We start from the raw sequence: 21,385 nt of genomic DNA, 5'->3' as shown, positions 1-21,385 counted from the left end.
GGAATGGTGCGCGCGGCGCATAGGCTGGGCGCATGCTGGCACGCCTGACCAACGCCCCGCGCACTTTCGACTGGGGATCGCGTTCGCTCATCGCCGCGCTCGAAGGCCGCGAGGAGGCACCCGGTCCCGAGGCCGAGGTGTGGTTCGGCGACCATCCCGCCGATCCGTCCGACGTCGACGATGGCACTGGGCGCACGCTCGACGAGTGGATTCGCGACGAGGACATCGAGGTGGGGCCCGCAGGGCGCCTGCCGTACCTGCTCAAGATCCTCGCGGCCTCCCGTTCGCTGTCGATTCAGGCGCACCCGACCAAGGAACAGGCCGAGGCCGGTTTCGAAGCCGAGCGTGACATCGCGGAGGGCACCCCGCGAAACTACATCGACGACAATCACAAGCCTGAGATGGTCGTGGCGCTGAGCGATCGTTTCGTCGCGCTGTGCGGCCTCCGCGAGGTCTCTGCGACGCGCGAGCTCCTCGCCGAGATCGGCGCCGCTGCGGCGCCGCTGCGTGAGCGGATCCGCGATGACGACGCGCTCGCGGATGCCGTCGGGTGGCTCCTGTCGGGCAATTCGCAGCACGTTGTCGACGAGATCATCGCGGCGCTCGCCGACGCGAGGTCGACGAGGTTTGCGGCCGAGCTCGCGAACGCGCGCCGCAACGCCGCCGAGTTTCCGGGAGACCCCGGCGTCATCGTGGGGCTGCTGATGAACCTCGTCACGCTGGGGCGCGGTGAGGCGCTCTTCCTGCGCGCCGGCCAGCTCCACGCCTACCAGTCGGGACTCGGCATCGAGATCATGGCGGCGAGCGACAACGTGATGCGCGGGGGGCTCACGCCGAAGCACATCGACGTCGAGGAGCTCATGCGCGTGCTCGAGCGCCGCTCGGGGCCTGTGCCGCTCGTCCTCCCCATCGCGGCCTCATCGGGTCGTACGGGATTCGAGGAGTATCCCGTCGACATCGCCGACTTCCGGCTGCTGCACGCGATCGTGGCCGGCGGCGAACGGGCCGATGTTGCGCTGAGCGGGCCGACGATCGCGCTCTGCGTTGCAGGGGAGGTGACGATCTCGGCAGGGGGCGGCAGTGAGCGCCTCGTTCCCGGGCGTGCCGCCTTCCTCGCGGACGAAGAAGGCGAGATGTCGGTGACGGGCGCAGGGGAGGTCTTCGTCGCTCAGCCGGGTTTGTGACACGCCGAGAGCGGTCAAACCTTCAATCCGCGGATGAACCGCTCTACGATCTGCGACTTGAATTTCTCGAATCACACGGGTGTAATTACCCAGGGAAGGTACCCATCACGAGGGACTGCCCAAGGGGGAGAGCACCATGACCGCACCGTTTTACCGTTCCGAGGCACCGGCGGACTGGTTCGTCGACCCCGTTGACCTCGGCGTCCCCGGTGCGCATCCCCCCGCAGAAGACGACGGCGCGCTCTCCTGGCAGAGCGAGGCTCTGTGCGCGCAGACCGATCCCGAGGCATTCTTCCCCGAGAAGGGCGGCTCGACGCGCGACGCCAAGCGCATCTGCGAGTCGTGTGAGGTGCGCTCTGAGTGCCTCGAGTACGCGCTGCAGAACGACGAGCGCTTCGGCATCTGGGGAGGCCTGAGCGAGCGCGAGCGTCGCCGTCTCAAGCGGGCGCAGCAGGAGCAGCGCGCTTCCTGAGACCTGCCCGAGCGGCGGGCGTGTCAGTGAAGGTCTTGTGCACAGCCCCGCCGTAGGCTTGCCGGGTCATGCCCGCCCCAGTTCACGTTGTGCTCGTCGCACGGTCGACCCCCGCGGCTTCGTCGCGATTCGAGCGCGCGGTCACCGCGTTGCGCTCTCAGACCGTACCCATCGCCGGCCTTTCGGTCGTCGTCTGCGGTGATGCTGCGCCGCTTCACGCGGTTGTCGACGCGTCGGGTGCAGATATCGCAGTGCATGCGCCCGAACGGATCCCCTTCGCGGGCGCCGTCGAGCTTGCGCTCGAACGTATTCCCGACGGACGCGCCGCATGGCTGCTCGACGCCGATGCGGCACCGGAGCCTCAGGCTCTCGAGCGGCTGCTGGCCGCGCTCGAGCGCCAGCCGTCGGTCGCTCTCGCTGCGCCGAAGCTCGTCCGAGCGCGGGACGAACGCCGCATCGAGTCGTTCGGCGTGACGATGACGCGCTCGGGTCGCGCGATCGAACTCGCGCACGGAGAGTACGACCAGGGACAGCACGACACCGACGACGACGTGCTCGGGGCCGACATTCGCGGCATGCTCGTGCGCGCGGACGTCCTGCGCGATCTTGTTCCTGATCCCGCACTTCTCGGCGTCGACGAGGGCCTCGACCTGGGGGTGCGCGCACGCCTCGGCGGTCGACGTGTCGCTCTTGCGCCGGAGGCGAGGGTCGCGGTCGTGCCTTCCTCTCAGCACGTTCTCGCCCGCGCCTACACGGTGCGAGTCGCGCGTCTGCACCGACGCCTCGCCTACGCGCCCCTCATCGCTCTGCCCGCGCAGTGGCTTCTGCTTCTGCCTCTCGCGCTCTGGGCGACGATCCTCGCGCTCCTCGCGAAGCGGCCCGGGAGAGTGGCGCCCGAGTGGATGGCGGCTGTCACGACGATGGTGCGGTTCGGCTCGATCGTCCGGTCGCGCAGGCGCCTGCGGCGTTTCCGCACGGGTTCGTGGCGTCAGGTGGATCCTCTCCGATTGAGCCGGGCGGGCCTGCGCGAGCATCAGCATGCCGCCGACGACACAGGACAGACGGTGCGCGCGCCGCTGCGCTTCTTCTCGAGCGGCGGTGCCTGGACGGTGCTCGGCGCGCTCGTCGTGAGCGTCACCGCTTTCGTCGCTCTGCTCACCTGGCCCGCGATGGCAGGCGGAGCGCTCCTGCCGCTGCGTCGCACGGTGCAGGGCCTCTGGTCGGATGCGATGTACGGCCTGCGGCCGGAGGGCATCGCGGAGGTCGGCGCCGCGGATCCGTTCGCGGCGGTCGTCGCACTGCTCGGAACGCTGTCGCCCGCGGCGCCATCGGCCGCACTCGTGCTGCTCTGGCTCCTTGCGCTGCCGCTCGCCGTCGCCGGCGGGTGGTTCGCGGCGACGCGCGTAGCCTCCTCGGGCGCGGCGCGCATCGGACTCGCCCTGCTGTGGGGAGCTGCGCCCCCGTTCTGGGACGCGCTGATGCAGGGCCGGCCGACGGCCGTGCTCGTGCACGTGCTCCTCCCGTGGCTCGTCTTCGCCGTCGCGGCCGCACATCGGTCCTGGACGACGGCCGGCGCCGCATCCCTGCTCCTTGCGGGTGTGCTCGCGTGCGCGCCTTCGCTCGTGCCCGCCGGCATCGTCCTCTGGACCGTAGGTCTCGTCTTCGCGATCGTCCGCGCGCGCCGGGGGATCGGGCGCGTCGTCTGGCTCATCTTCCCCTCCCTCGCGCTGTTCGCTCCGCTCGTGTGGCAGCAGCTGGCGCGGGGAACCGGATGGGCGATCTTCGCCGACCCCGGGGCGACCGTGCCGTTCGCGACCGAGGGCGTACGCGTCGTCGCCTCGGGATTCGTCGACGGCGTCGCCGCGTGGTCCCGCGCCTTCGCCGATCTCGGCATCGGATCCGCGGATGCGCCGGTGGCGACGTGGTGGGTCCCGCTTCTCCTCGCACCGGCGGCGCTCCTCGCCCTGCTCGCTCCGGCCACGCGTCGTCTCGATGTCGCACTGTTCGCGCTGGCGGCCGTTCCCCTCGGTGTCGTGACAGCGATCGTGGCCGTCCATGCGCAGCTGATTGCGAACGACGGGGTGCTGGTCGCTGTCTGGCCCGGAAGTGCCCTGAGCCTTGCGTGGATGGGGATCGCGATCTCGGCGGCCATCGCGCTCGAGACGCTGTCTTCGCACCGCTGGGGTCCGGCCGCCGCAGTCGTGGCCGTCGCCTGTGTCGTCGTCGCCGTCGTCCCGCAGATGACGGCCCTGCATCGTGGAGCGACGCCGCTGCACTCCGGAGATGCGACGACCCTTCCCGCGTACGTGACGGCCGAGGCGCGTGATGACGACGCGGTGGGCACGCTCATCCTCACGCCGATCGCAGACGGATCCGTCGGGGCCGATGTCGTGTGGGGCGCCAGCGAGACGCTCAGCGGCGCCTCGACATACGCGCGATCGGCTGTCGTCCCCACGGCGACGGACGAGCGCCTCGCCGAAGTCGCGGGCGACATCATCTCGGGAAGTGCAGAACCCGTGACCGAACCGCTCAGCGACGCAGGCGTGACGTTCGTCCTCCTGCGGCTGCAGGTCGCCGAACCGAACGCGGAGCAGCGCATGATGGCGCTCACCGCGCAGGCATCGATGGATCAGCGCAGCGGCTTCGTGCGCGTCGGCGAGACTCCCCGCGGCGTGCTGTGGCGTCTCGGATCCGACCCGTCCGAGCGCGCGCAGCTCACGACCGCGGAAGCGGCGGCTGCGTGGGCCATCACGGTCGGCCAGGCCGCGATCCTTGTCTCCGCGCTGCTGCTTGCGATCCCGACGCGGCGCACGCGTGAGCAGGCTCGTCTCGTGCCGCGGGCGCTCGGGCCTCAGGGGAGGGACACGGTATGAGTGATCGACGCCTCTTGGCGCGACGCATCGGAGGGTCGACCGCCGGGATCCTTCTCGCGGCAGCAGCGGTTGCCGCGGCCGTGCAGCCGTGGCCATTCGTGACGGCGACGGGTCTCTCCGACGAAGCGGGCTCGGGCCCGCGCGTCGAGGTCACCCCCATCGCCGCAGAGACGGTGCTTGCGTGCGACGGGCCCATTCTCGCGCTCGGCCGCGACGCGAGCGATGCTCGGGGAATCGAAGCAGTCGCCGACATGTCCGTCACGATGCGCAATGGGGATGATGCCGATCCGGTGTCCGAGCGGACGATCGATCTTCCGGACGTCGCCTCATCCCTCGCCGTCTCGCAGATGCCGCAGGAGGGCGAGCCGATCTCGGTCGCCGCGGCGGGATCCGTCGCTGTTGCGGAAGCCGATCTGACGGGATACGCCGCGTCGGCCTGCCGCACGGCGAGCCCCGAGTCGTGGATCGTGGGGGCCACAGTCGCGACCGGAACGACAGACATCCTGACGATCGCGAACCCGTCCGACGTCGCGGCGACGGTCTCACTGTCGGTGTACGGTGTCGACGGCCGAAGCGTGCCGGCGAACGGCGAGATCGCTCTTCCTCCGCACACCCAGCGCGCCATCCCCGTCGCGAGCATCGCGGCGGGGGAGCAGAGCCCCGTCATCCGAGTGCTGGCCGAGGGCGCACCCGTCCGCACGACGCTGCAGTCGAGTCGGATCGTGACTCTGGACCCGCGCGGACTCGATCTGCAGCCGGGAATCCTGCCCCGGACTGACAGCGTGATCCCGCGCGTTGTCGTGACCGAATCCGCCGCCCGCACGGGTGAGGAGCCGACGGAACTCCGCCTTCTCGGAACGGCAGGGGAGGAAGGCACTGTCGACGTGTCGATCGTCGACGTATCCACGGGCGAGGAGGTCGTGTCCACGACCGCAGACCTCACGCCCGATGCTCCGATGAGCCTCGGCTTCGATTCTCTCGAACCCGGGAGCTATTCCGTGCGGATGGCAGGGGACACTCCGTTCGTCGGCGCCGTGCGGCAAGTCGCTGGTGACGACTACGCATGGTTCGTTCCCGGGGAAGAGCTCTCGCAGGATGGCCTCGTGAGCATCCCCTCCGGACCGGACGACGCCTTCGCACTGAGCTTCGCGAACGTCGGGGAGGAGACCGCTGAGATCGCGGTCGAGCCTGTATCCGGCGGCGACGCGCAGACACTCGAGATCGCACCGGGGCGCTCGGTCACGAGCGTCGTCGACGACGCGCAGACCTATCGCCTGTCGGTTGCGGCCGGCCGCATCGTCGGATCAGCCAGCGTCGCCGCGGACGGCGCGATCGCGTCGTTCCCAATCGAGCCGGATCCCGCCGCGCCGGAGAGCATCCGCGTCGCACCGTGATCGGTGGCGTTCGTCAGTGGAACGGATCCGCTCCGAGATCCCAGGGATCCTTGCCGAGGAACTCGCCCGCGGCGCGGAAGACGGCCCCCTCGACGAGCACACGCCGATGGAACTCGTCGGCGCGATGCATGGGGACGCCGTGCGCCTTCGAGAGGCGCTCGACTGCGACCCGGTAGATGATGATGAGGCCGCGCTCTCGATCGATGGACCAGCGCGGAACCGTCCCATCGCCCTCGTGAATCGGCATGCTGCCGACCTCGAAGCGAACGTCCTTCAACTCGGGCCACGTGGCCCGGAGGAAGTCGGCCGTCGAGGTCACGGCGACGTCGAAGCGGTCGAACCGTGATCCCACCGACGGCAGCGGGGGCTTCGTGACGGGGCTGCGCCCGACGCGGCCGTGCCGTCCGTGCCGTGCAGGGCGCGGGGCCGGGGCCGACGGATCTTGACGATCGCGGCGCGCACGATCGAACCACCTCATGCCGTCAGCATATGCTCTTCCGTGTGAGTGAACGAATCTGCTCGAAGGTTGCCTGTCGCCGGGAGGCGGTGTCGACGCTCACGTTCGACTACGAGGGACGGATGGCCGCCCTCGGGCCGCTCGGGGCCGGCAACGATCCGCACGCGCACGACCTCTGCGCACTGCACACCGACCGGCTGTCGGTTCCCCAGGGATGGGTGGTCCTGCGCCACGAGGCCTTCCGCGAGTGAGCTGAGCGCGCCGGCCGCGACGACGCGGTCTGGGGCGCCCCTCGTCGCATACGGGAGGGGATCTGCGTAGCGGAGGGTGATTCTGCGGCCTGGCCCCTCCGGGCGGCGTTTCTCCTCCGGTGTGTGGGGTGGGGTGGGGGGGCTCTTCGGGTGTGGGGTGGTGCGCGTGGTGTTTCGGCGGGGTGCGCTGTTGTGTGGGAGGAGATCCGCATAGGGGAGGGTGTTGCTGCGGCCTGACCCCCTCCCGAGCGTCATGTTCCTCCGCTGTGCGGCCAGGTGGGGCGGTATCGGGGAGGTGCGGATTGTCGCGTGGGAAGTGGTTCGCGCCGTGCTGGGGTTCCTCGTGTGTGGTTGGCCTCCTGGTGTGCGGGGCGCGTGGCGTTCCGGGGAGGGGATGTGTCGACATTTGGGAGGGGATTCGCGTAGGGGAGGGAGATCCCGGCGTGTGGGGCCTCCCGCGTGCAACTCTCCTCCGGTGTGCGGGGCGGTGTCGAGGAGGTGTGGAGTATCACGCGGGAGGTGGCTCGCGTCGTGTCGGGGTTCCTCGTGTGTGGTTGTCCTCCTGCGTTGCGGGGCGCGTGGTGTGCCCGGGAGGGGGCCCGATGTTTGGGAGGGGATTCGCATGGCGGAGGGGGTTCTCGGAGCCTTGGGCCCTCCCGGGGGTATTTTTCCTCCAGTGTGGGGCGGGTTTCCTCTGGTGTGTGCGCGGCGCTTGGCGTGGCGTGGCGTTCCGGGGAGAGGGTGTGCCGTCGTACGGGAGGGGATTCGCATGGCGGAGGGGGATCTTGGAGCCCTGGGTCCTCCCGGGGGTGTTTCTCCTCCGGTGTGCGCCGGGCGTGTGGCGTTCTGGGGAGGGGGCGCTATGGGAGGGGATTCGCATGGCGGAGGGGGATCCTCGACCCCTGGGTCCTCCCGAGCGTGCTTCTCCTCCCGTGGGGCGCGAGTGTGGGAGAGGAGGAAAACTCAGCGCTGGCGGGCGAGGGGAGCGCCGGTCATAGGATCCTCGCCGCCCAGGACGGCCGCGCGCTCGCGCTCGGTGCGCAAGGCCGCCCGATCCCGTTCGCGACGCACGGCCGCCACGCCCTCGAGGAGCAGCTCGGGCGCCACATTCGGAACGGGGGAGACGAACGGCCGCACGTCACCCGCGAGCTCGGCCGCGATCCGCGCCCGAGAGTTCGGATCCATGCGCGACGCCCCGGCGGCGAAGCGCGTGACCTGCGCGTCGAGTCGATCGGGCAGTCGTGCGACGTCGGCAATCTCAGCCCACGCTGCGAGCGGTTCGGGGACTCCGGGCGCGGGCGGCGGAAGCGCCGGGCGCCGCGCCCGTTCGCTGTAGGTTCCCGCGACCAGGTCGCCGAGCCGCTGCGCACGTGGCGTGAAGACGCCGACGAGAAGCGCGATGCCGCCGAAGCTCATGTACACCTCGAGCACGCCGACGAGGCCGCGGATGAACGCGTGGCGGAAGCCGATCGCACCCCCGTCGGTGCGGACGATCCGTCCGCCCGCGGCGAGCTTGCCGAGGCTGCGGCCGCGTGTGAGGGTCTCGACCGTGATCGGGAGCACCGCGAAGCACACCACGAGGAGCACGATCGCGACGATCTGGAACGTCTCCTGGCCGAGGATCCCGGCATCGATGAGGGACGTGACGCCCCACAGCAGCACCGCGAGGTAGAGGGCCCAGGCGAGGACGGCGTCGATGAAGCCGCCGAGAACGCGCATGCCGAGGCCGATCGGCTGCAGGTCGAGGGCGACCGCCTCGCCCGTGAGGACCTCGTCTTCGGAGACGAGCGCGCGCGGGCCGCGCGGCCCCGTGGTCACCGGCATTGACATATGCCCAGTCAATCACCTCGATGCTTCCCGAGTGCATGCCAGTCGTTTTCGGCGCGTTCGGGGGCACGAAGGCACTCGGCAGTGGCCGGGCGACGACCTCCGACGGGTCGTAGGCTGGACGGGTGAACCTCGATGCGATGATCGACGAGCGACGCTCGGAATGGGACCGCCTCGACGAGCTCGCGCGCCGCCGTCGGCTCACAGGCGCCGAGACCGACGAGTTCGTGCACCTGTATCGTGCGGCGTCGGCGGATCTCGCCGATATCAAGACCTCGGTCGGGCGGACGCCGACGGGCGACTACGTCTCGAACATCCTCGCGCGGGCGCGCCTGAAGATCACGGGCGCACCAGAGAACGTCATGCGACAGGTGCCGCGCTTCTTCGCGCGCCAGCTGCCGGCGGCGCTGTTCCGGATCCGCTGGGACGTGCTGATCGTCGCGCTCGCCTTCGTCGGGATCACGGCGCTCGTCGGCTGGTGGGCGCAGCAGGATCCCGCGTACATGGCCTCCCTCGGCGACGAAGCGCAGCTGGAGCAGTACGCCGAAGAGGACTTCGTCGCGTACTACAGCGAGCACGCCGAGGGCGTGTTCGCGGGCATGGTGTGGACGAACAACGCGTGGATCGCGGCGCAGTGCATCATGTTCGGCATCACCGGCATCTGGCCCGTGTACGTGCTCATGCAGAACGCCGTCGGGCTCGGCACTTCGGCAGCCGTGATGAACTGGTTCGGCCACGGCGACGACTTCCTGCTGTTCATCCTTCCGCATGGTCTGCTCGAGATGACGTGCATCTTCGTCGCCGGTGCAGCGGGACTTCGGATCTTCTGGGCCTGGATCGCGCCGGGTGCGCGATCGCGGGGGGCCGCGCTCGCTGCCGAGGGGCGTGCCCTCGCCACCGTCGTCATCGGACTCATCATCTTCCTGGGGCTCTCGGGCCTCGTGGAGGGATTCGTCACGCGCCAAGACTGGCCGCACGCGATCAAGATCGGTATCGGAGCCGCGGCGCTCGGCGTCTTCCTCGCCTACATGCTCGTGGTCGGCCGCCGCGCGGCCGCGGCGGGGGAGACGGGCGACCTCACGGAGTACGAGGCAGGCACCCAGCGCCTCGTGGCGGGCTGAGGTGACTCTGAACGAGCGGCCGGCAATCGTCATCTGAACGAAGCCGGGTGCCGTCCTTCGGTCCGTAGAGTATCGTTTATCGATAGATATCTGTGGATAAACGATAGGAGTGGTGATGCGTGATGCGACGATCCTGACGGCGAAGGGGCTGATCGCGCTGCTGTTCGCGGGGCTGCTGTTCGTTCAGGCGTGGTTCATCCCGATGGTGTCGAACGCGATGGCCGACGACGCTCCCGAGTTCGAGCCGCTGCGGGTCCCCGGCATCGTGCTGCCGATCCTGCTCATCCTCTGTGTTGAGGTCGTGCTCGTCTGCGTCTGGCGGCTACTCTCCATGGTCCGTACCGACAGCATCTTCCGCGAATCTGCGTTCGCATGGGTGAGCGTGGTCCTCGGGTCGATCGTCGCCGCGACGGCGCTCGTCACGATCGGCGTCGCGGTCATCTGGTGGGGCGGGGCCGGATCGCCGATGGTCGCGATCGCCGGTGTCATGACGGTCCTCGTCGGGATCGGGCTCTCGCTCCTCGTCGCCGTGATGCAGGGACTGCTGCGCAAGGCTTCGCGGCTCGAGCGCGAGCTGTCCGAGGTCGTCTGATGGCGATCGTCATCAACCTCGACGTCGAGCTCGCCCGCGCGAAGATCGGCGTCGGCGAGCTCGCGGATGCGATCGGGATCACTCCGGCGAATATCTCGGTGCTCAAGAACGGCCGTGCGAAGGCCGTGCGCTTCACGACCCTCGACGCAATCTGCCGCACGCTCGGATGCCAGCCCGGCGACATCCTGACGTGGGTGCCGGACGAGGAGGCGGGGTGACGCGGGGAGCCGTGACCCGGCGCGTCGCGTCGGGCGTGGCGATCGCGTGCGTGCTCGTCGCGGCGTTGCTCGCGTGCAGCGTCGTCGTGCTCGGATCGATGCTGTCCGGCGGGTACCGAGAGCCGGGCGCGCTCACTCCTTCGCGCGCGGTGGACCTCGTCGCACAGACGGCGCATGAGCACATGCAGATGATGGTCGGCGGCGGGATCCTGCTCCTCATCGGCGTCTCGGTCCTCGTCTTCGCGGCGCTGCTTCGCAACCTCGCGTGGTCCCTCACCGGCGCCGCGGTCACGCTCATGGCGGCCGCCGCGCTGATCGGATCGTCGGCGCTCTCGGTATACGGCATGAACCTCGCCGCTACGATCGCCGAGGACACGTTCCAGCGCTACGAGCAGGCGGAGTAGGTGGGAGGGGGCACACGGGGCGGACGGTGCGCCGGGTGACGGTGAGCAACCCTCTCCGGTCGGCGGGTCGCCGTCGGTGGACGGCGTGCGCGCCGAGATCCGCGACGTGCAGGATTGCACGGTCGAGGCCGGGGCCGTCCCGGTGGCGACCGATGGCGGCGAGCCCTTCGAATCGTCGGCCGTCGAGATCTCGGAGGCGTCCGGCGAAGGTGGATCGCGCCGCCGTCACGACCGGGGACGACGCCACACCCCTGCCCAGACGGCGGCCGGCTATCTCGACAGCATCGCGATGCAGAAGTACATCCTGGCCGGCGACACCCTTTCCCTCAAGCGGGCGACCCTCCACGAACGGACGACAATAGACGGCCTGATCCACCCCACGATCGAGAGCCGGCGTGTGTCACCCGTGATTCACTGATCCTCCAGGCGATCCTGTTCCGAGATGAGGCGGATTCGCCGACATAAGGCCGATCCGCGTGCGGAAGTCGCTTCCTCGACGATGTCGCCTCGCGCCGGGACGCGCCTCAGCTGTCGCAGCTCGAGCAGACCCCGCGGAAGGTGATCGCAGCCTCGAGGATGCGCATGTCGTGGGTCTGTGACGGCGCAAGGCACGGGGCTTCGCCGACGACGCACTCGACGTCTTCGACCCGGCCGCACACCACGCACTGCACGTGGTGGTGGTTGTCGGCACGTGCGAGCTCGTAGAGGGCGCTCGCCGCGCCCGGCAGGCTCACGCGCTGCGCGATGCCCGCCGCCGTGAGGTCGTTGACGATGCCGTGCACGGTCTGCAGGGCGATGCCCGGGATCCGCTCCTGCACGTACTCGTGTAGCTCGTCGACGGCTGCGTGCGGGGTTCCCGAGAGCGCATCGAGTACCGCCGCGCGCTGCGCTGTCACACGCAGGCCGGCGCGGCGCAGCATGTCTGGCGCGGCCGGCTCGCGCGTCGCGGGAATGGTCATCCCACGATTCTAGCTTGTTCTGAATGATTCGGTTCTGTGGGATCCGGGCGGTCCCTACAACCGCCCCGCCTTCTTCAGTGCGAGGTAGCGGTCGGCGATGCGGGGCGGGAGCTTCTCGGGGGTGTCGGCGAGGGCCTCCGCGCCGGCGCGCGATATGGCGCGGGCGACGAGCTCGGCGTCGCGCTGCGTCGCCTCTGCGGCTGCCGCGCGGTAGAGGTCGGTGACGGATCCGCCCTCGCGCGCCGCGCCCTCGAGCGATGCATCGGTGACCGTGCCGACGAGGACCGTCGTGGATCCGCCCGCCAGGGTCTGCAGGCGCGTGAGGAAGTTGCGCGACGACGACAGCGACTCCTGCGCTGTGAGGATCACGACGAGGCTTGGGCGGCGCGCAAGGCGCCCCGCTTCGCGCAGCGCGTGATCCCAGTCGGTGTCGATCAGCTGCGCCTCGACGGGCGCGAGAGCGTCGGTGATCTCGGGCAGCAGCCGCGGTCCGTCGACACCCGTGACGCGCGCGCGGACGACGCGGTCATAGGCGAGCAGGTGCACGTGGTCGCCGGCCCGGTTCGCGAGCGCGGCGAGCAGCAGCGCCGCTTCGAAGTTCGCGTCGAGGCGGGTCTCGTCTCCCACGCGGGCTGCCGAGGTGCGCCCCGTGTCGAGGATGATCGTGACGTGACGGTCTCGCTCGGGCCGCCAGGTGCGCAGCATCGTCGTCGTCGCGCGGGCCGTCGCGCGCCAGTCGATGGAGCGCACGTCGTCGCCGCGCACGTATTCGCGAAGCGAATCGAACTCAGTGCCCTCGCCACGCACCTGCAGCGATGTGGATCCGTCGAGCTCGCGGAGGCGCTGCACGCGGCTCGCGAGGTGCCGGCGGGCGCGGAACGGCGGCAGGATCCGGATCGTGCCGACGGAGGAGAGGGACTTCTGGCGCCCCGCGAACCCGAACGGACCGAGGATCCGCACCGCGACGAACTCGCTGCGCAGCTCGCCACGTCGGCGCGGCGCGAGCGGCACGTCGACTGTTCGCGACTCGCGCGGCGGGATCGCGACCCGTGCGCGCTCGTCGGGCGCGCCGGCCGTCGGCTGCCACGCATCGCGCACCCGCGCACGGATCGTGCGGGTGCCCGTGTTGATGAACTGGACCCGCGTGCGCACCTCATCGCCGAGTTTCGCGCGCGCAGGGATGTCGCGGGCGATACGCAGGCTCGCGGGGTTCTGCGCGCTCAGCACATCGACCGCAGCGATCGCGATGACGAAGAGAAGCCAGCCCGCGAGCACGATCCACGCGTTCGCGCCGGCCGCCGTGAGCAGCACGATCGGCACGACGCCCGCGGCGACGAGGAGCGGAAAGCGGCCAGAGAGGAACACCGTCGGTCAGCGGGGGACGGCGGTCTGGCGCAGCACGGAGGCAAGGATGGCGTCCACCGAGACACCCTCGATCTCGGCGTCTGGCCGCAGCTGGATGCGGTGCCGCCACACGGGGGTGAGCATGGCCTGCACGTGGTCGGGGGTGATCGCCGGATAGCCGCCGAGCCATGCCCACGCCTTCGCCGCGGCGAGAAGCGCGGTCGCGGCGCGCGGACTCGCGCCGACCGCGACCGAGGCCGCCTCGCGAGTCGCGCGGGCGAGGTCGACGATGTAAGCGAGCACGTCATCGGTCGCCTCCACGCGGTCGACCGACCGCTGCGCCTCGAGAATCTCCTCGGGCGTGACGGCGGCCTCGACGGCGCCGAGATCGCGCGGCGTGAAGCCCGTGGCGTGGCGGCGCAGCACGTCGATCTCGGCGTCGCGCTCGGGAACGCGGATCGACAGCTTCAGGAGGAAGCGGTCGAGCTGCGCCTCGGGCAGCGTGTAGGTGCCCTCGTGCTCGATGGGGTTCTGCGTTGCGGCCGCGAGGAACGGCTCGGGCAGAGGCCGCGTGACGCCATCGCTCGACACCTGCCGCTCTTCCATGGCTTCGAGCAGGGCCGACTGCGTCTTCGGCGGGGTGCGATTGATCTCGTCGGCGAGGAGCACGTTGGTGAAGACGGGCCCTTCGCGGAACTCGAACTCGCCCGTCTTCGCGTCATAGACGAGCGATCCCGACACATCGCCCGGCATGAGGTCGGGCGTGAACTGCACGCGCTTGGTGTCGAGGCCGAGCGCGCGGCTGAAGCTGCGCACGAGGAGCGTCTTCGCGACGCCGGGCACGCCCTCGAGGAGCGCGTGTCCGCGGGCGAGCAGGGCGATGAGCAGCCCGCTGACGGCGCCGTCCTGTCCGACGACGGCCTTGCCCACCTCCGTGCGCACGCGCGCGACGGCCTGTCGCAGGCGCTCGGCATCGGGATCCAGCCTCGGCGCGGGCTGCTGCGCAGGCGCAGGAGTCGGCGGGGAGGGGTGGAGGGGTGCGGCGTCGGTCATCGTGAGCGTCCTTCCCAGGGATCTGCGGCTTCCAGGGCATCTTCGATCTCGCGCAGGCGGGCGCCCGCGTCGGCGAATGCGGCGTCGTCCTGCGGCGTCGCGGTGAGCGCGGCATAGACGTCGCGCGGATCGCGGTTCAGCACGCCGGCGATCGCGCGCGCGAGCTGTTCGGCGTCGGCATCGGGCGGAAGCCCGAGCCGCCCGGCCATGCGCGCCGACGCGCCCCGGAGCAGCGCCGCCATCGCGTGCGTCGGATCGCCGCCCGCCCGGTAGAGGCGAGCGCGTCCCTCGAGCGTCTCGCCCGCGCGCACGGTGACCGGCAGGGTCTCCGCGACGAGGGGGCCGAATCTGCGGCCGCGCCAGACGGCGGCGGCCCCGGCGGCGAAAGCGCCGAGGACGATGAGAGGCGTAACCCAGGTGGGCACGAAATCGCCGATCACAGGAGTGCTGTCGGCGGCCTCCGCATCGGAACGCGAGGGGGTGTACCAGAGGAGCTCGTCCGACTGCCCCAGGAGGGCGAGGGCGAGGGCCGCATGGCCTTCTTCTGCGAGCGCGTCATTGACGATGACGGCCTCGCCGTCGAGCAGCGTGACGGTCGAGTCAGCATCGACGTCGGCCTGCAGAAGGGCGAATCCGTCCTGTGCCGGGTAGCAGCCCACGACACCGGGAGCGTCGACCGAGAACAGGGTGCCGGGACGGATCGCCCCGGCGTTCACGGCGGCAGGAATCGCACAGTCGGGCGCGACAGCGGCGGACCCGTGGCCGCCGTATCCGATGCCGGGGAAGAGCGCGTCGGCGCTCGCGAAGTCCGCGTCCAGGATCACGGTGCGTGATGCGGTCGACGCGAGTTCGCGAAGGATGTCGACGTCGAGGATCGAGGTGTCGGTGATCACGAGCGTGGTGTCGGATCCGATCTGGTCGCGGACATCGTCCACGCGATCCACGGCGTCTACGGCGATGCCTTCTTCCGACAGGAGGGTGACGATCGCGCGCGCGCCGTCGTAACGGGGGCTCTCGATCCCGAAGCGGTCGGGTGCCGACCAGTTGCGCTCGAACACGGCGAGGAGCGAGCCGATGACGACGATGGCGGCGATGGCGGCGACCCATCCCCATGCGCGCCGAGCGCGCGTGCCTCGCCGGGTCCCTGCGGCACCGCTCTCGGTTGTCGCGATCAGGCTCATGCGAACGCCGCCTCGGGGGCCTTCGCGGGACGAGCTCCCGCGACGGCATCATCGAGGGCGGCGACGCGCTCCGCCGCCTCGGCGGATCCGGGCTCCCGGAGGTAGCGCACGTCGTCGAAGGCGTCTGCGGCCGACCGGAGCTCCGCGGCGTGCGGCGGGAAGTACTCGGCGGCGACACGCGAGAACGTTCGCGCCGTCATGCCGGGCGGGCCGTGCAGGATTCCGCGTTCATCAAGCCCGCGGGCGATTGCGCGATAGCGGAGGACGATCGCCTCTTCCCAGTCCTCGCGGCCCCGGGCGGCGGAGGCGGCCTGCCGAAGTTCGGCAGCCGTCCGCTCATCCGCGTCGAACAGTCTGGCGGAGGAGCGCGAGCGTGTGCGGCCCTCACCGCGGGGCATCCCCCAGATCACGAACGCGACGACGATGGCGCCGACGAGGACGGCGACGATGATCGCCGTCCACACGGGGCTCCACGCGGCGCCGCCGAGCTGAGGATTGAAGAGCGACTGGAAGAACTCGCCGATCTGCTGCGCGACGCGGTCGAACAGCGTGGGCTCTGCTTCCCGGTAGACGGCCTTGTCGAGCTCACGCTCGGCCCATTCGCGCGCCTCATCGCGGTCCGGGAGCACGGCGGTCGGCCGCGTGATCATACGGGCGGGGCCGGCGGCTGCGGTGAGGCAGGGCGCTCGGGCGACGGGGTCGGCGGGACGGGGCCGGGGAGCGGTGTGTGGGGCGACGCGGCCGGCGGGGGCGCGTATCCGGGCGTCGGCGCGCCGTATCCAGGAGCGGGGGCGGCGAACGGCGACGGTCCGGCCCCAGGCACGAAGGTGTAGGGATCGTCTTCGTTGCCTCCGGCGTCGACGTAGCGGCGCATACGCAGATCGATGCCCTCGTCGCGCATACGGGCGTCGATGTAGGTGAGGGCGCCGCCTGCCGACAGCACGATCGTCATGATCGCGGCGATCGCGAACGAGATGATCGATGTCAGCACGAGGACGACGATGCTGAGCGTCGTGGCGGCGCCCGCCGTCGGTGCGCCCATGCCGAGCGGGATGAGCGTCCCTGTGATGAGAGGAGTCACCAGCGAGAAGACGCCCGAGACGATGCTCGAGGCGACGTTCGTGATGACGTAAAGAAGCGCCACGACGCCGAACGTCGGCCAGAACCGCCCGCGTGTCAGCTGCCACGAGCGCCGGATGGCGCGGAACGGGCCGACGCGCTCGAGCACGATCGTCGACGGCGCGAGGAACAGCTTGGTCCCGAGCCACGCGGCCAGGACGAGGCCGCCCAGCAGGGCGATGAGGAGCCCGAACACGAACAAGATCCATCCGCTCGTCGTATCGAGGAGCGCGAAGAAGACGAGCGGGGCGGCGAGCGCCGCCATCGCGAGCATCGTCATGAGTCCGATGAGCAGCGAGTAGCCGACGAGCGGCCAGAAGGCGGGCCCCACGCGGCGCCAGAGCCGCCCCAGCGAGGCCTTCTCAGAGAGTGAGGCGTGCGCGACCTCTGCCACGACGACGCCCTGCGCGATCGTGGTGACCGCCACCAGCCCGAGGGCGAGAACGAGCGAGGAGATGAGCACGATCGCGCCCGATCCCCACATCAGCTGGTCGAATTCGGGCGAGGTCTCGGGAACGGTCTCAGCGCGCGAGAACACCGCGAAGCTGATGCCGCCGATCGCGACGAGGTAGATCGTCATCGCGAGCGTCTGCACGCCGACGACGAAGAGAAGCAGAACTTTCGGATTCCCCTTGAGGACGGCAAACGCCTTCCCGAGGATCGTTCCGAAGCCGTATGGATACAGGGGGACGAGCCCCTGACGCGGCGCGGGGGTCCACCCCGGGAACGTGCGATCAGTCACTTTGTCTCCTCCCGTGCCCATCGTTCCACATCGCGGTGACACTCGGCGCAGGCGGTGTCGGAGCGCCAATCCGGCGCCTCGCCGATTAGGCTGTTGACCCATGACTGGTCACATTCTCGTGGTCGACGACGACACCGCACTCGCCGAGATGATCGGCATCGTGCTGAAGAGCGATGGCTTCGGAGCCGCCTTCTGCGCGGATGGTGAGGCGGCGCTCGACGTGTGGCGAGCCGAGAAGCCCGATCTCGTGCTGCTCGATCTCATGCTTCCGGGCAAGGACGGCATCGAGATCTGCCGCGAGATCCGCGCCGAATCGGGCGTGCCGATCATCATGCTCACGGCCCGCTCCGATACGACCGACGTTGTCTCGGGGCTCGAAGCCGGCGCCGACGACTACATCGTCAAGCCCTTCAACCCGAAGGAGCTCGTCGCGCGGATCCGCACGCGGCTGCGCCCTACCCTGCCAGAGGAGGGCGAGGCGCTGCGTGTCGGCGATGTGTCGATCGACGTCTCCGCGCACGAGGTTCGTCGCGGCGACGAGCTCATCTCGCTCACACCGCTCGAGTTCGAGCTGCTCGTCGCCCTTGCCTCGAAGCCGCAGCAGGTGTTCACGCGCGAGCAGCTGCTCGAGCAGGTGTGGGGCTACCACTACAAGGCGGATACGCGCCTTGTGAACGTGCACGTGCAGCGACTGCGCTCGAAGATCGAGCTCGACCCCGACAACCCGCGCATCGTCATGACGGTGCGCGGCGTGGGGTATCGCGCCGGCGCCAGTTCCTGACTCTCCGATGTCCGAGGCGCGGATGACCCCGCTCGCCGCGATCGCGCGTCGGATCCGGCGCCGTCCGCTCGTGGCGTGGAAGGGGTCTCTGCGCTTTCGGGCGACTCTCATCACGACTGTCGCGACGACGGTCGCGATCCTGATCGCGATGGCCTGGGTGGCGCTCGCGATTCAGTCGGACCTCTTCGACTCGCGCCGCGAGCAGGTTCTCGAGGAGACCAATCGCGCGGTCGATTTCGCACAGGCGTCGGCCGCCGCCGAGCCGGCCGCGACCGACCGCGCCGCGATCCAGGCGCTTCGCAACGACATGCTCGGCGACCTTGCGACCGCGGCGACGACCGACCTCATCGTCGGCATGCCGATCGCCGAGCAATCGCCCGACGACGTTCCCGCGGCCTTCATGCTCAAGAACACGGTCTTCGAGGAGTCGATGCTCTCGGAGGGCCTGCGGGAGCAGGTGCGTGCGCGCCCCGAGAACCAGTGGTGGCAGTCGATCGCCCTCCCGTCTGACTCGGGAGCGCCCGTACCCGCGATCGTCGTGGGGCGGCAGCTCGACCTGCCCAGCGTCGGCGTCTACGAGGTCTATCTCGCCTACCCGCTCTCCGACGTCGCCCGCACCCTTGCGTACGTGCAGATCACGCTGTGGATCGCCGGACTGTCGCTCATCGTCATCGTCGCGGGCATCATGTGGCTTGTGATGCGTTCGGTCACGGCCCCGATCGTCGATGTCTCTCGCACGAGCGCGAGGTTCGCGTCGGGGGATCTGGCGGCGCGCCTCGAGCCGAGAGGTGAGGACGAGCTCGCGACGCTCGCACGATCGTTCAACCAGATGGCCGACTCGATCGAGTCGCAGATCCGCGAGCTCGCGGAGCTCTCGCTCGTGCAGCAGCGGTTCGTCTCGGACGTGTCGCATGAGCTGCGCACCCCGCTGACGACGATCCGTCTCGCCGCCGGGGTGCTGCACGGCGACCGTGAGTCGTTCGATCCCGTCACCGCGCGATCTGCCGAGCTTCTCTACGACCAGGTCGCGCGCTTCGAACAGCTGCTGACCGATCTGCTCGAGATCAGCCGACACGATGCGGGATCCGTGCACCTTGAGCTCGAGGAAGTCAGCCTGAGCGATGTCGTTGAGGGCGTGTGCGAGTCGATGCGGCAGATCGCCTGGCAGCACGACACGGAGGTGAGATTCCGCGGTGCCGACGGCGACGACGTCGCGTCGATGGATCCGCGCCGAGTGCGTCGGATCCTGCGCAACCTCGTGGGCAACGCGATCGAACACGGGGAGAAGAGACCGGTCGAGGTGACGGTCGCGCAGAACGAGACCGCCGTCGCGGTCGGCGTCCGGGACCACGGCCTCGGCATGCGGGCCGAGCACGTCTCGCGCGTCTTCGACCGCTTCTGGCGTGCGGATCCGTCGCGCAAGCGCACGCTGGGCGGGACGGGTCTCGGTCTGTCGATCGCGCTCGGCGACGCGACGCTGCACGGCGGCACGATCGATGTCTGGTCGCATCTCGGGCGGGGAACGCACTTCGTCGTCACGCTGCCCCGCGGTGAGGGCGCGGAGGTTGTCGCGCCGATCACCGTCGAGCCCGCCGATGAGCTGACTCCGGGCGATCTGCGGGCAGGAAACGGCCCGGAGACCGAGACGCTCGTCGTCCGGAAGACGAGCGAGGAGGACGCATGAAGCTGAGGCGCGGCGTCGTCGCGGGGGTCCTCGTGGGGATCCTCGCACTCGGAGGGTGCGCGGGACTTCCGACGGACGGGACTCTCCAGCCGGGGAACAAGGTGGGGGAGACCACCCCGGACGCGCGGTGGCAGTTCACTCCACCCGGTCCGTCCGAGGGCGCCAATCCGGCGGACATCGTCTACGGCTTCCTCGACGCCGGCGAGAGCACAGCCGACGACTGGGAGATCGCCCGCGAGTTTCTTACGGACGAGGCTTCGCTCGCGTGGGATCCGGACACGCGCATCACGATCGACGATGTGAACTCGCGCGAGATCGGCGATTTCACCGAGGGCGACGACGGTGACAGCGGCGAGACGCGGGTGCGGGTGACACCGACCGCGACGGTCGACGAAGACGGCGGATTCCACCTTGCTGCGGGCGGCGTGCGAAGCCTCGACTTCGAACTCGTCCTCGTCGAGGGCGAGTGGCGCATCTCCTCGGTCCCCGACGGCGTCGTCGTCCAGAGCGGCACCTTCGAGAGCATCTTCACATCGCAATCTCTCTTCTTCTCTGCGCCGGGAGACCGGCTTGTGCCCGATCTGCGATGGTTCCCCGACACGGGAGATCTGTTCGAGCGCCTCGTCACGGAGCTCGTCGACGGCGGACCGTCGCCGTGGCTCGAGGGAGCCGTGAGCTCGGCTTTCGACGGGATCGATCTGCGGGGCGTGACCATCGACGAAGATCTCACGGCGACGGTTGCGCTCTCCGAAGCGGCCGCGGACGTCGACCTCGAGATACGTGCGCGTATGCAGACGCAGCTCGAGCGAACCCTCCTGCCGATCGGTGTCTCGGCGGTGCGGATGTCGGTCGTCGGCGACCGCTTGGCGACCGCGAACGACGAGGTCGTGTCGACCGAGCCCGATCCGCGAGCGATCGTGCTCACCGAGGATGCCTTCGGCTACCTCACCGCGGGCGACATCACGCCGATCGAAGGTCTCTCGGATCCGATCGCTGAACAGTTCGCCCCCGGCGGGGTGCAAGAGGATCCCGCCATGTCCATCGCGGTCGCTCCGGATCTCAGCCACGCGATCGTGCAGACCGAATCGGGAACGATCTGGCGCGTGCACGCGGAGGACGAGACATCGGAGGTGCACAGCTTCGAGTCCGGTTGGGTCGAGCCATCGCTCGACGCGTTCGGATACGCGTGGTCGGCGCGCCCCGACGAACCCGGTCAGCTGCGGGCGTGGGGCGACGGCGCAACGGATCCGATCTCGATCGCCGGCATCGACGAGCTCACGGAGATCTCGGGCCTCGAGGTCTCGCGCGACGGAGCCCGCATCGCGATCACAGGGCGTCGCGACAATCAGCCAGCGCTCGTCGTCGCGGGTATTCGTCGTGACGGGGAGGGGGCTCCGATCGGGCTGTCCGGGGTGCAGGATGTGGCCCCGCTTCCGGAGGACGCGGACGAGGTTGCGTGGGTGTCGGATACCGTCGTCGCCTCGATGATCCCGGGGGACGGACGCACCCTCATCCGGGAGCAGCAGGTCGGAGGAACCTCTGAACGCGTCACCGCCGCGCTCGTCGCGACCGAGCTCACCTACGGCAATCCGCAGTCACGCGAGCGCCTTCTCGGAGACGACGGGGTCATCTACGTGCGCAACACCACGCGATGGCAGCAGGCCGGAAGCGGAATCCTCGTCCTCGCCACCCAGACGGGAGCCCCGCCTCTGACGGAGTGACTCCGCCG

General features: G+C 69.9%; 21 protein-coding genes. 13 read left to right on the top strand and 8 right to left on the bottom strand.

What is annotated here, in order from left to right:
- Positions 1 to 32 precede the first annotated feature (32 nt).
- The 4 genes from manA to C0012_RS01570 all read left to right on the top strand — a co-directional run bounded on the left by manA (position 33) and on the right by C0012_RS01570 (position 5,923).
- Positions 33 to 1,184, top strand: a complete 1,152-nt coding sequence (manA, locus tag C0012_RS01585) for a mannose-6-phosphate isomerase, class I (RefSeq protein ID WP_110588508.1) — start codon at positions 33 to 35, stop codon at positions 1,182 to 1,184.
- A gap of 136 nt (positions 1,185 to 1,320) precedes the next feature.
- On the top strand, positions 1,321 to 1,656 hold the full coding sequence (locus tag C0012_RS01580; RefSeq protein WP_110588509.1) for a WhiB family transcriptional regulator: 336 nt from the start codon (positions 1,321 to 1,323) through the stop codon (positions 1,654 to 1,656).
- Positions 1,657 to 1,724: 68 nt separating this feature from the next.
- Positions 1,725 to 4,529 carry a glycosyltransferase gene (locus C0012_RS01575; RefSeq protein WP_110588510.1) on the top strand — a complete coding sequence of 935 codons (2,805 nt, stop codon included), beginning with the start codon at positions 1,725 to 1,727 and terminating at the stop codon, positions 4,527 to 4,529.
- Positions 4,526 to 5,923 carry a DUF5719 family protein gene (locus tag C0012_RS01570; RefSeq protein ID WP_110588511.1) on the top strand — a complete coding sequence of 466 codons (1,398 nt, stop codon included), beginning with the start codon at positions 4,526 to 4,528 and terminating at the stop codon, positions 5,921 to 5,923. The genes C0012_RS01575 and C0012_RS01570 overlap by 4 nt, the downstream gene beginning before the upstream one ends.
- A 13-nt stretch (positions 5,924 to 5,936) precedes the next feature.
- Here C0012_RS01570 and C0012_RS01565 read toward each other — a convergent pair whose 3' ends face one another.
- Entirely contained in the window at positions 5,937 to 6,401 is a 465-nt protein-coding gene (locus C0012_RS01565) for a hypothetical protein (RefSeq protein WP_110588512.1), read from the bottom strand.
- A gap of 23 nt (positions 6,402 to 6,424) precedes the next feature.
- Between C0012_RS01565 and C0012_RS01560 the strand changes: the two genes are divergently transcribed.
- Complete coding sequence (locus tag C0012_RS01560; protein WP_110588825.1) at positions 6,425 to 6,631, top strand: DUF3499 family protein; 207 nt, start codon at positions 6,425 to 6,427, stop codon at positions 6,629 to 6,631.
- A gap of 963 nt (positions 6,632 to 7,594) precedes the next feature.
- Here the strand turns inward: C0012_RS01560 and C0012_RS01555 are convergent.
- Entirely contained in the window at positions 7,595 to 8,461 is an 867-nt protein-coding gene (locus C0012_RS01555; protein ID WP_232527734.1) for an RDD family protein, read from the bottom strand.
- 122 nt (positions 8,462 to 8,583) lie between these two features.
- On the opposite strand from C0012_RS01555, the gene C0012_RS01550 reads away from it, so the two are divergent.
- From C0012_RS01550 to C0012_RS01530, 5 genes are all read left to right on the top strand, one after another.
- Entirely contained in the window at positions 8,584 to 9,579 is a 996-nt protein-coding gene (locus C0012_RS01550; protein WP_110588514.1) for a stage II sporulation protein M, read from the top strand.
- 115 nt (positions 9,580 to 9,694) lie between these two features.
- Positions 9,695 to 10,171 carry a DUF2975 domain-containing protein gene (locus C0012_RS01545; RefSeq protein WP_162621809.1) on the top strand — a complete coding sequence of 159 codons (477 nt, stop codon included), beginning with the start codon at positions 9,695 to 9,697 and terminating at the stop codon, positions 10,169 to 10,171.
- Complete coding sequence (locus tag C0012_RS01540) at positions 10,171 to 10,389, top strand: helix-turn-helix domain-containing protein (protein ID WP_110588516.1); 219 nt, start codon at positions 10,171 to 10,173, stop codon at positions 10,387 to 10,389. The genes C0012_RS01545 and C0012_RS01540 overlap by 1 nt, the downstream gene beginning before the upstream one ends.
- Positions 10,386 to 10,793 carry a hypothetical protein gene (locus C0012_RS01535; RefSeq protein ID WP_110588517.1) on the top strand — a complete coding sequence of 136 codons (408 nt, stop codon included), beginning with the start codon at positions 10,386 to 10,388 and terminating at the stop codon, positions 10,791 to 10,793. The genes C0012_RS01540 and C0012_RS01535 overlap by 4 nt, the downstream gene beginning before the upstream one ends.
- 85 nt (positions 10,794 to 10,878) lie before the next feature.
- A complete protein-coding gene (locus C0012_RS01530) occupies positions 10,879 to 11,211 on the top strand; it encodes a hypothetical protein (RefSeq protein ID WP_162622931.1) in 333 nt (110 codons plus the stop codon).
- A 106-nt stretch (positions 11,212 to 11,317) separates the two neighbouring features.
- Here the strand turns inward: C0012_RS01530 and C0012_RS01525 are convergent, their stop codons facing one another.
- Genes C0012_RS01525 through C0012_RS01500 form a run of 6 tightly spaced genes read right to left on the bottom strand, consistent with a single transcriptional unit; the run spans position 11,318 to position 17,191 of the window.
- Complete coding sequence (locus C0012_RS01525; RefSeq protein WP_110588519.1) at positions 11,318 to 11,752, bottom strand: Fur family transcriptional regulator; 435 nt, start codon at positions 11,750 to 11,752, stop codon at positions 11,318 to 11,320.
- 54 nt (positions 11,753 to 11,806) lie between these two features.
- Positions 11,807 to 13,117: a DUF58 domain-containing protein gene (locus tag C0012_RS01520; protein ID WP_110588520.1), complete on the bottom strand. Its 1,311-nt coding sequence runs from the start codon at positions 13,115 to 13,117 to the stop codon at positions 11,807 to 11,809.
- Between the two features lie 6 nt (positions 13,118 to 13,123).
- Positions 13,124 to 14,149 carry an AAA family ATPase gene (locus C0012_RS01515; protein WP_110588521.1) on the bottom strand — a complete coding sequence of 342 codons (1,026 nt, stop codon included), beginning with the start codon at positions 14,147 to 14,149 and terminating at the stop codon, positions 13,124 to 13,126.
- Positions 14,146 to 15,330, bottom strand: a complete 1,185-nt coding sequence (locus C0012_RS01510) for a DUF4350 domain-containing protein (protein WP_110588522.1) — start codon at positions 15,328 to 15,330, stop codon at positions 14,146 to 14,148. The genes C0012_RS01515 and C0012_RS01510 overlap by 4 nt, the downstream gene beginning before the upstream one ends.
- A complete protein-coding gene (locus C0012_RS01505) occupies positions 15,327 to 15,980 on the bottom strand; it encodes a DUF4129 domain-containing protein (RefSeq protein WP_110588523.1) in 654 nt (217 codons plus the stop codon). The genes C0012_RS01510 and C0012_RS01505 overlap by 4 nt, the downstream gene beginning before the upstream one ends.
- Entirely contained in the window at positions 15,977 to 17,191 is a 1,215-nt protein-coding gene (locus C0012_RS01500) for a DUF7544 domain-containing protein (RefSeq protein WP_162621810.1), read from the bottom strand. Before C0012_RS01500 ends, C0012_RS01505 begins: the two co-directional genes overlap by 4 nt.
- Positions 17,192 to 17,291: 100 nt before the next feature.
- On the opposite strand from C0012_RS01500, the gene mtrA reads away from it, so the two are divergent.
- The 3 genes from mtrA to C0012_RS01485 are packed head-to-tail and all read left to right on the top strand — an operon-like array spanning position 17,292 to position 21,377.
- Positions 17,292 to 17,972 carry an MtrAB system response regulator MtrA gene (gene mtrA / locus C0012_RS01495; RefSeq protein WP_110588525.1) on the top strand — a complete coding sequence of 227 codons (681 nt, stop codon included), beginning with the start codon at positions 17,292 to 17,294 and terminating at the stop codon, positions 17,970 to 17,972.
- A gap of 22 nt (positions 17,973 to 17,994) precedes the next feature.
- Positions 17,995 to 19,656: an MtrAB system histidine kinase MtrB gene (mtrB, locus tag C0012_RS01490; protein ID WP_232527733.1), complete on the top strand. Its 1,662-nt coding sequence runs from the start codon at positions 17,995 to 17,997 to the stop codon at positions 19,654 to 19,656.
- A complete protein-coding gene (locus C0012_RS01485) occupies positions 19,653 to 21,377 on the top strand; it encodes an LpqB family beta-propeller domain-containing protein (protein WP_110588527.1) in 1,725 nt (574 codons plus the stop codon). The genes mtrB and C0012_RS01485 overlap by 4 nt, the downstream gene beginning before the upstream one ends.
- Positions 21,378 to 21,385: the final 8 nt, after the last annotated feature.

The sequence above is a fragment of the Microbacterium suaedae genome (genome assembly GCF_003254645.1).
Classification (GTDB): Bacteria; Actinomycetota; Actinomycetes; order Actinomycetales; family Microbacteriaceae; genus Microbacterium; species Microbacterium suaedae.
The sequence above is the reverse complement of the archived record's forward strand: the minus strand, read 5'-3'. Positions and strand labels throughout refer to the sequence as shown.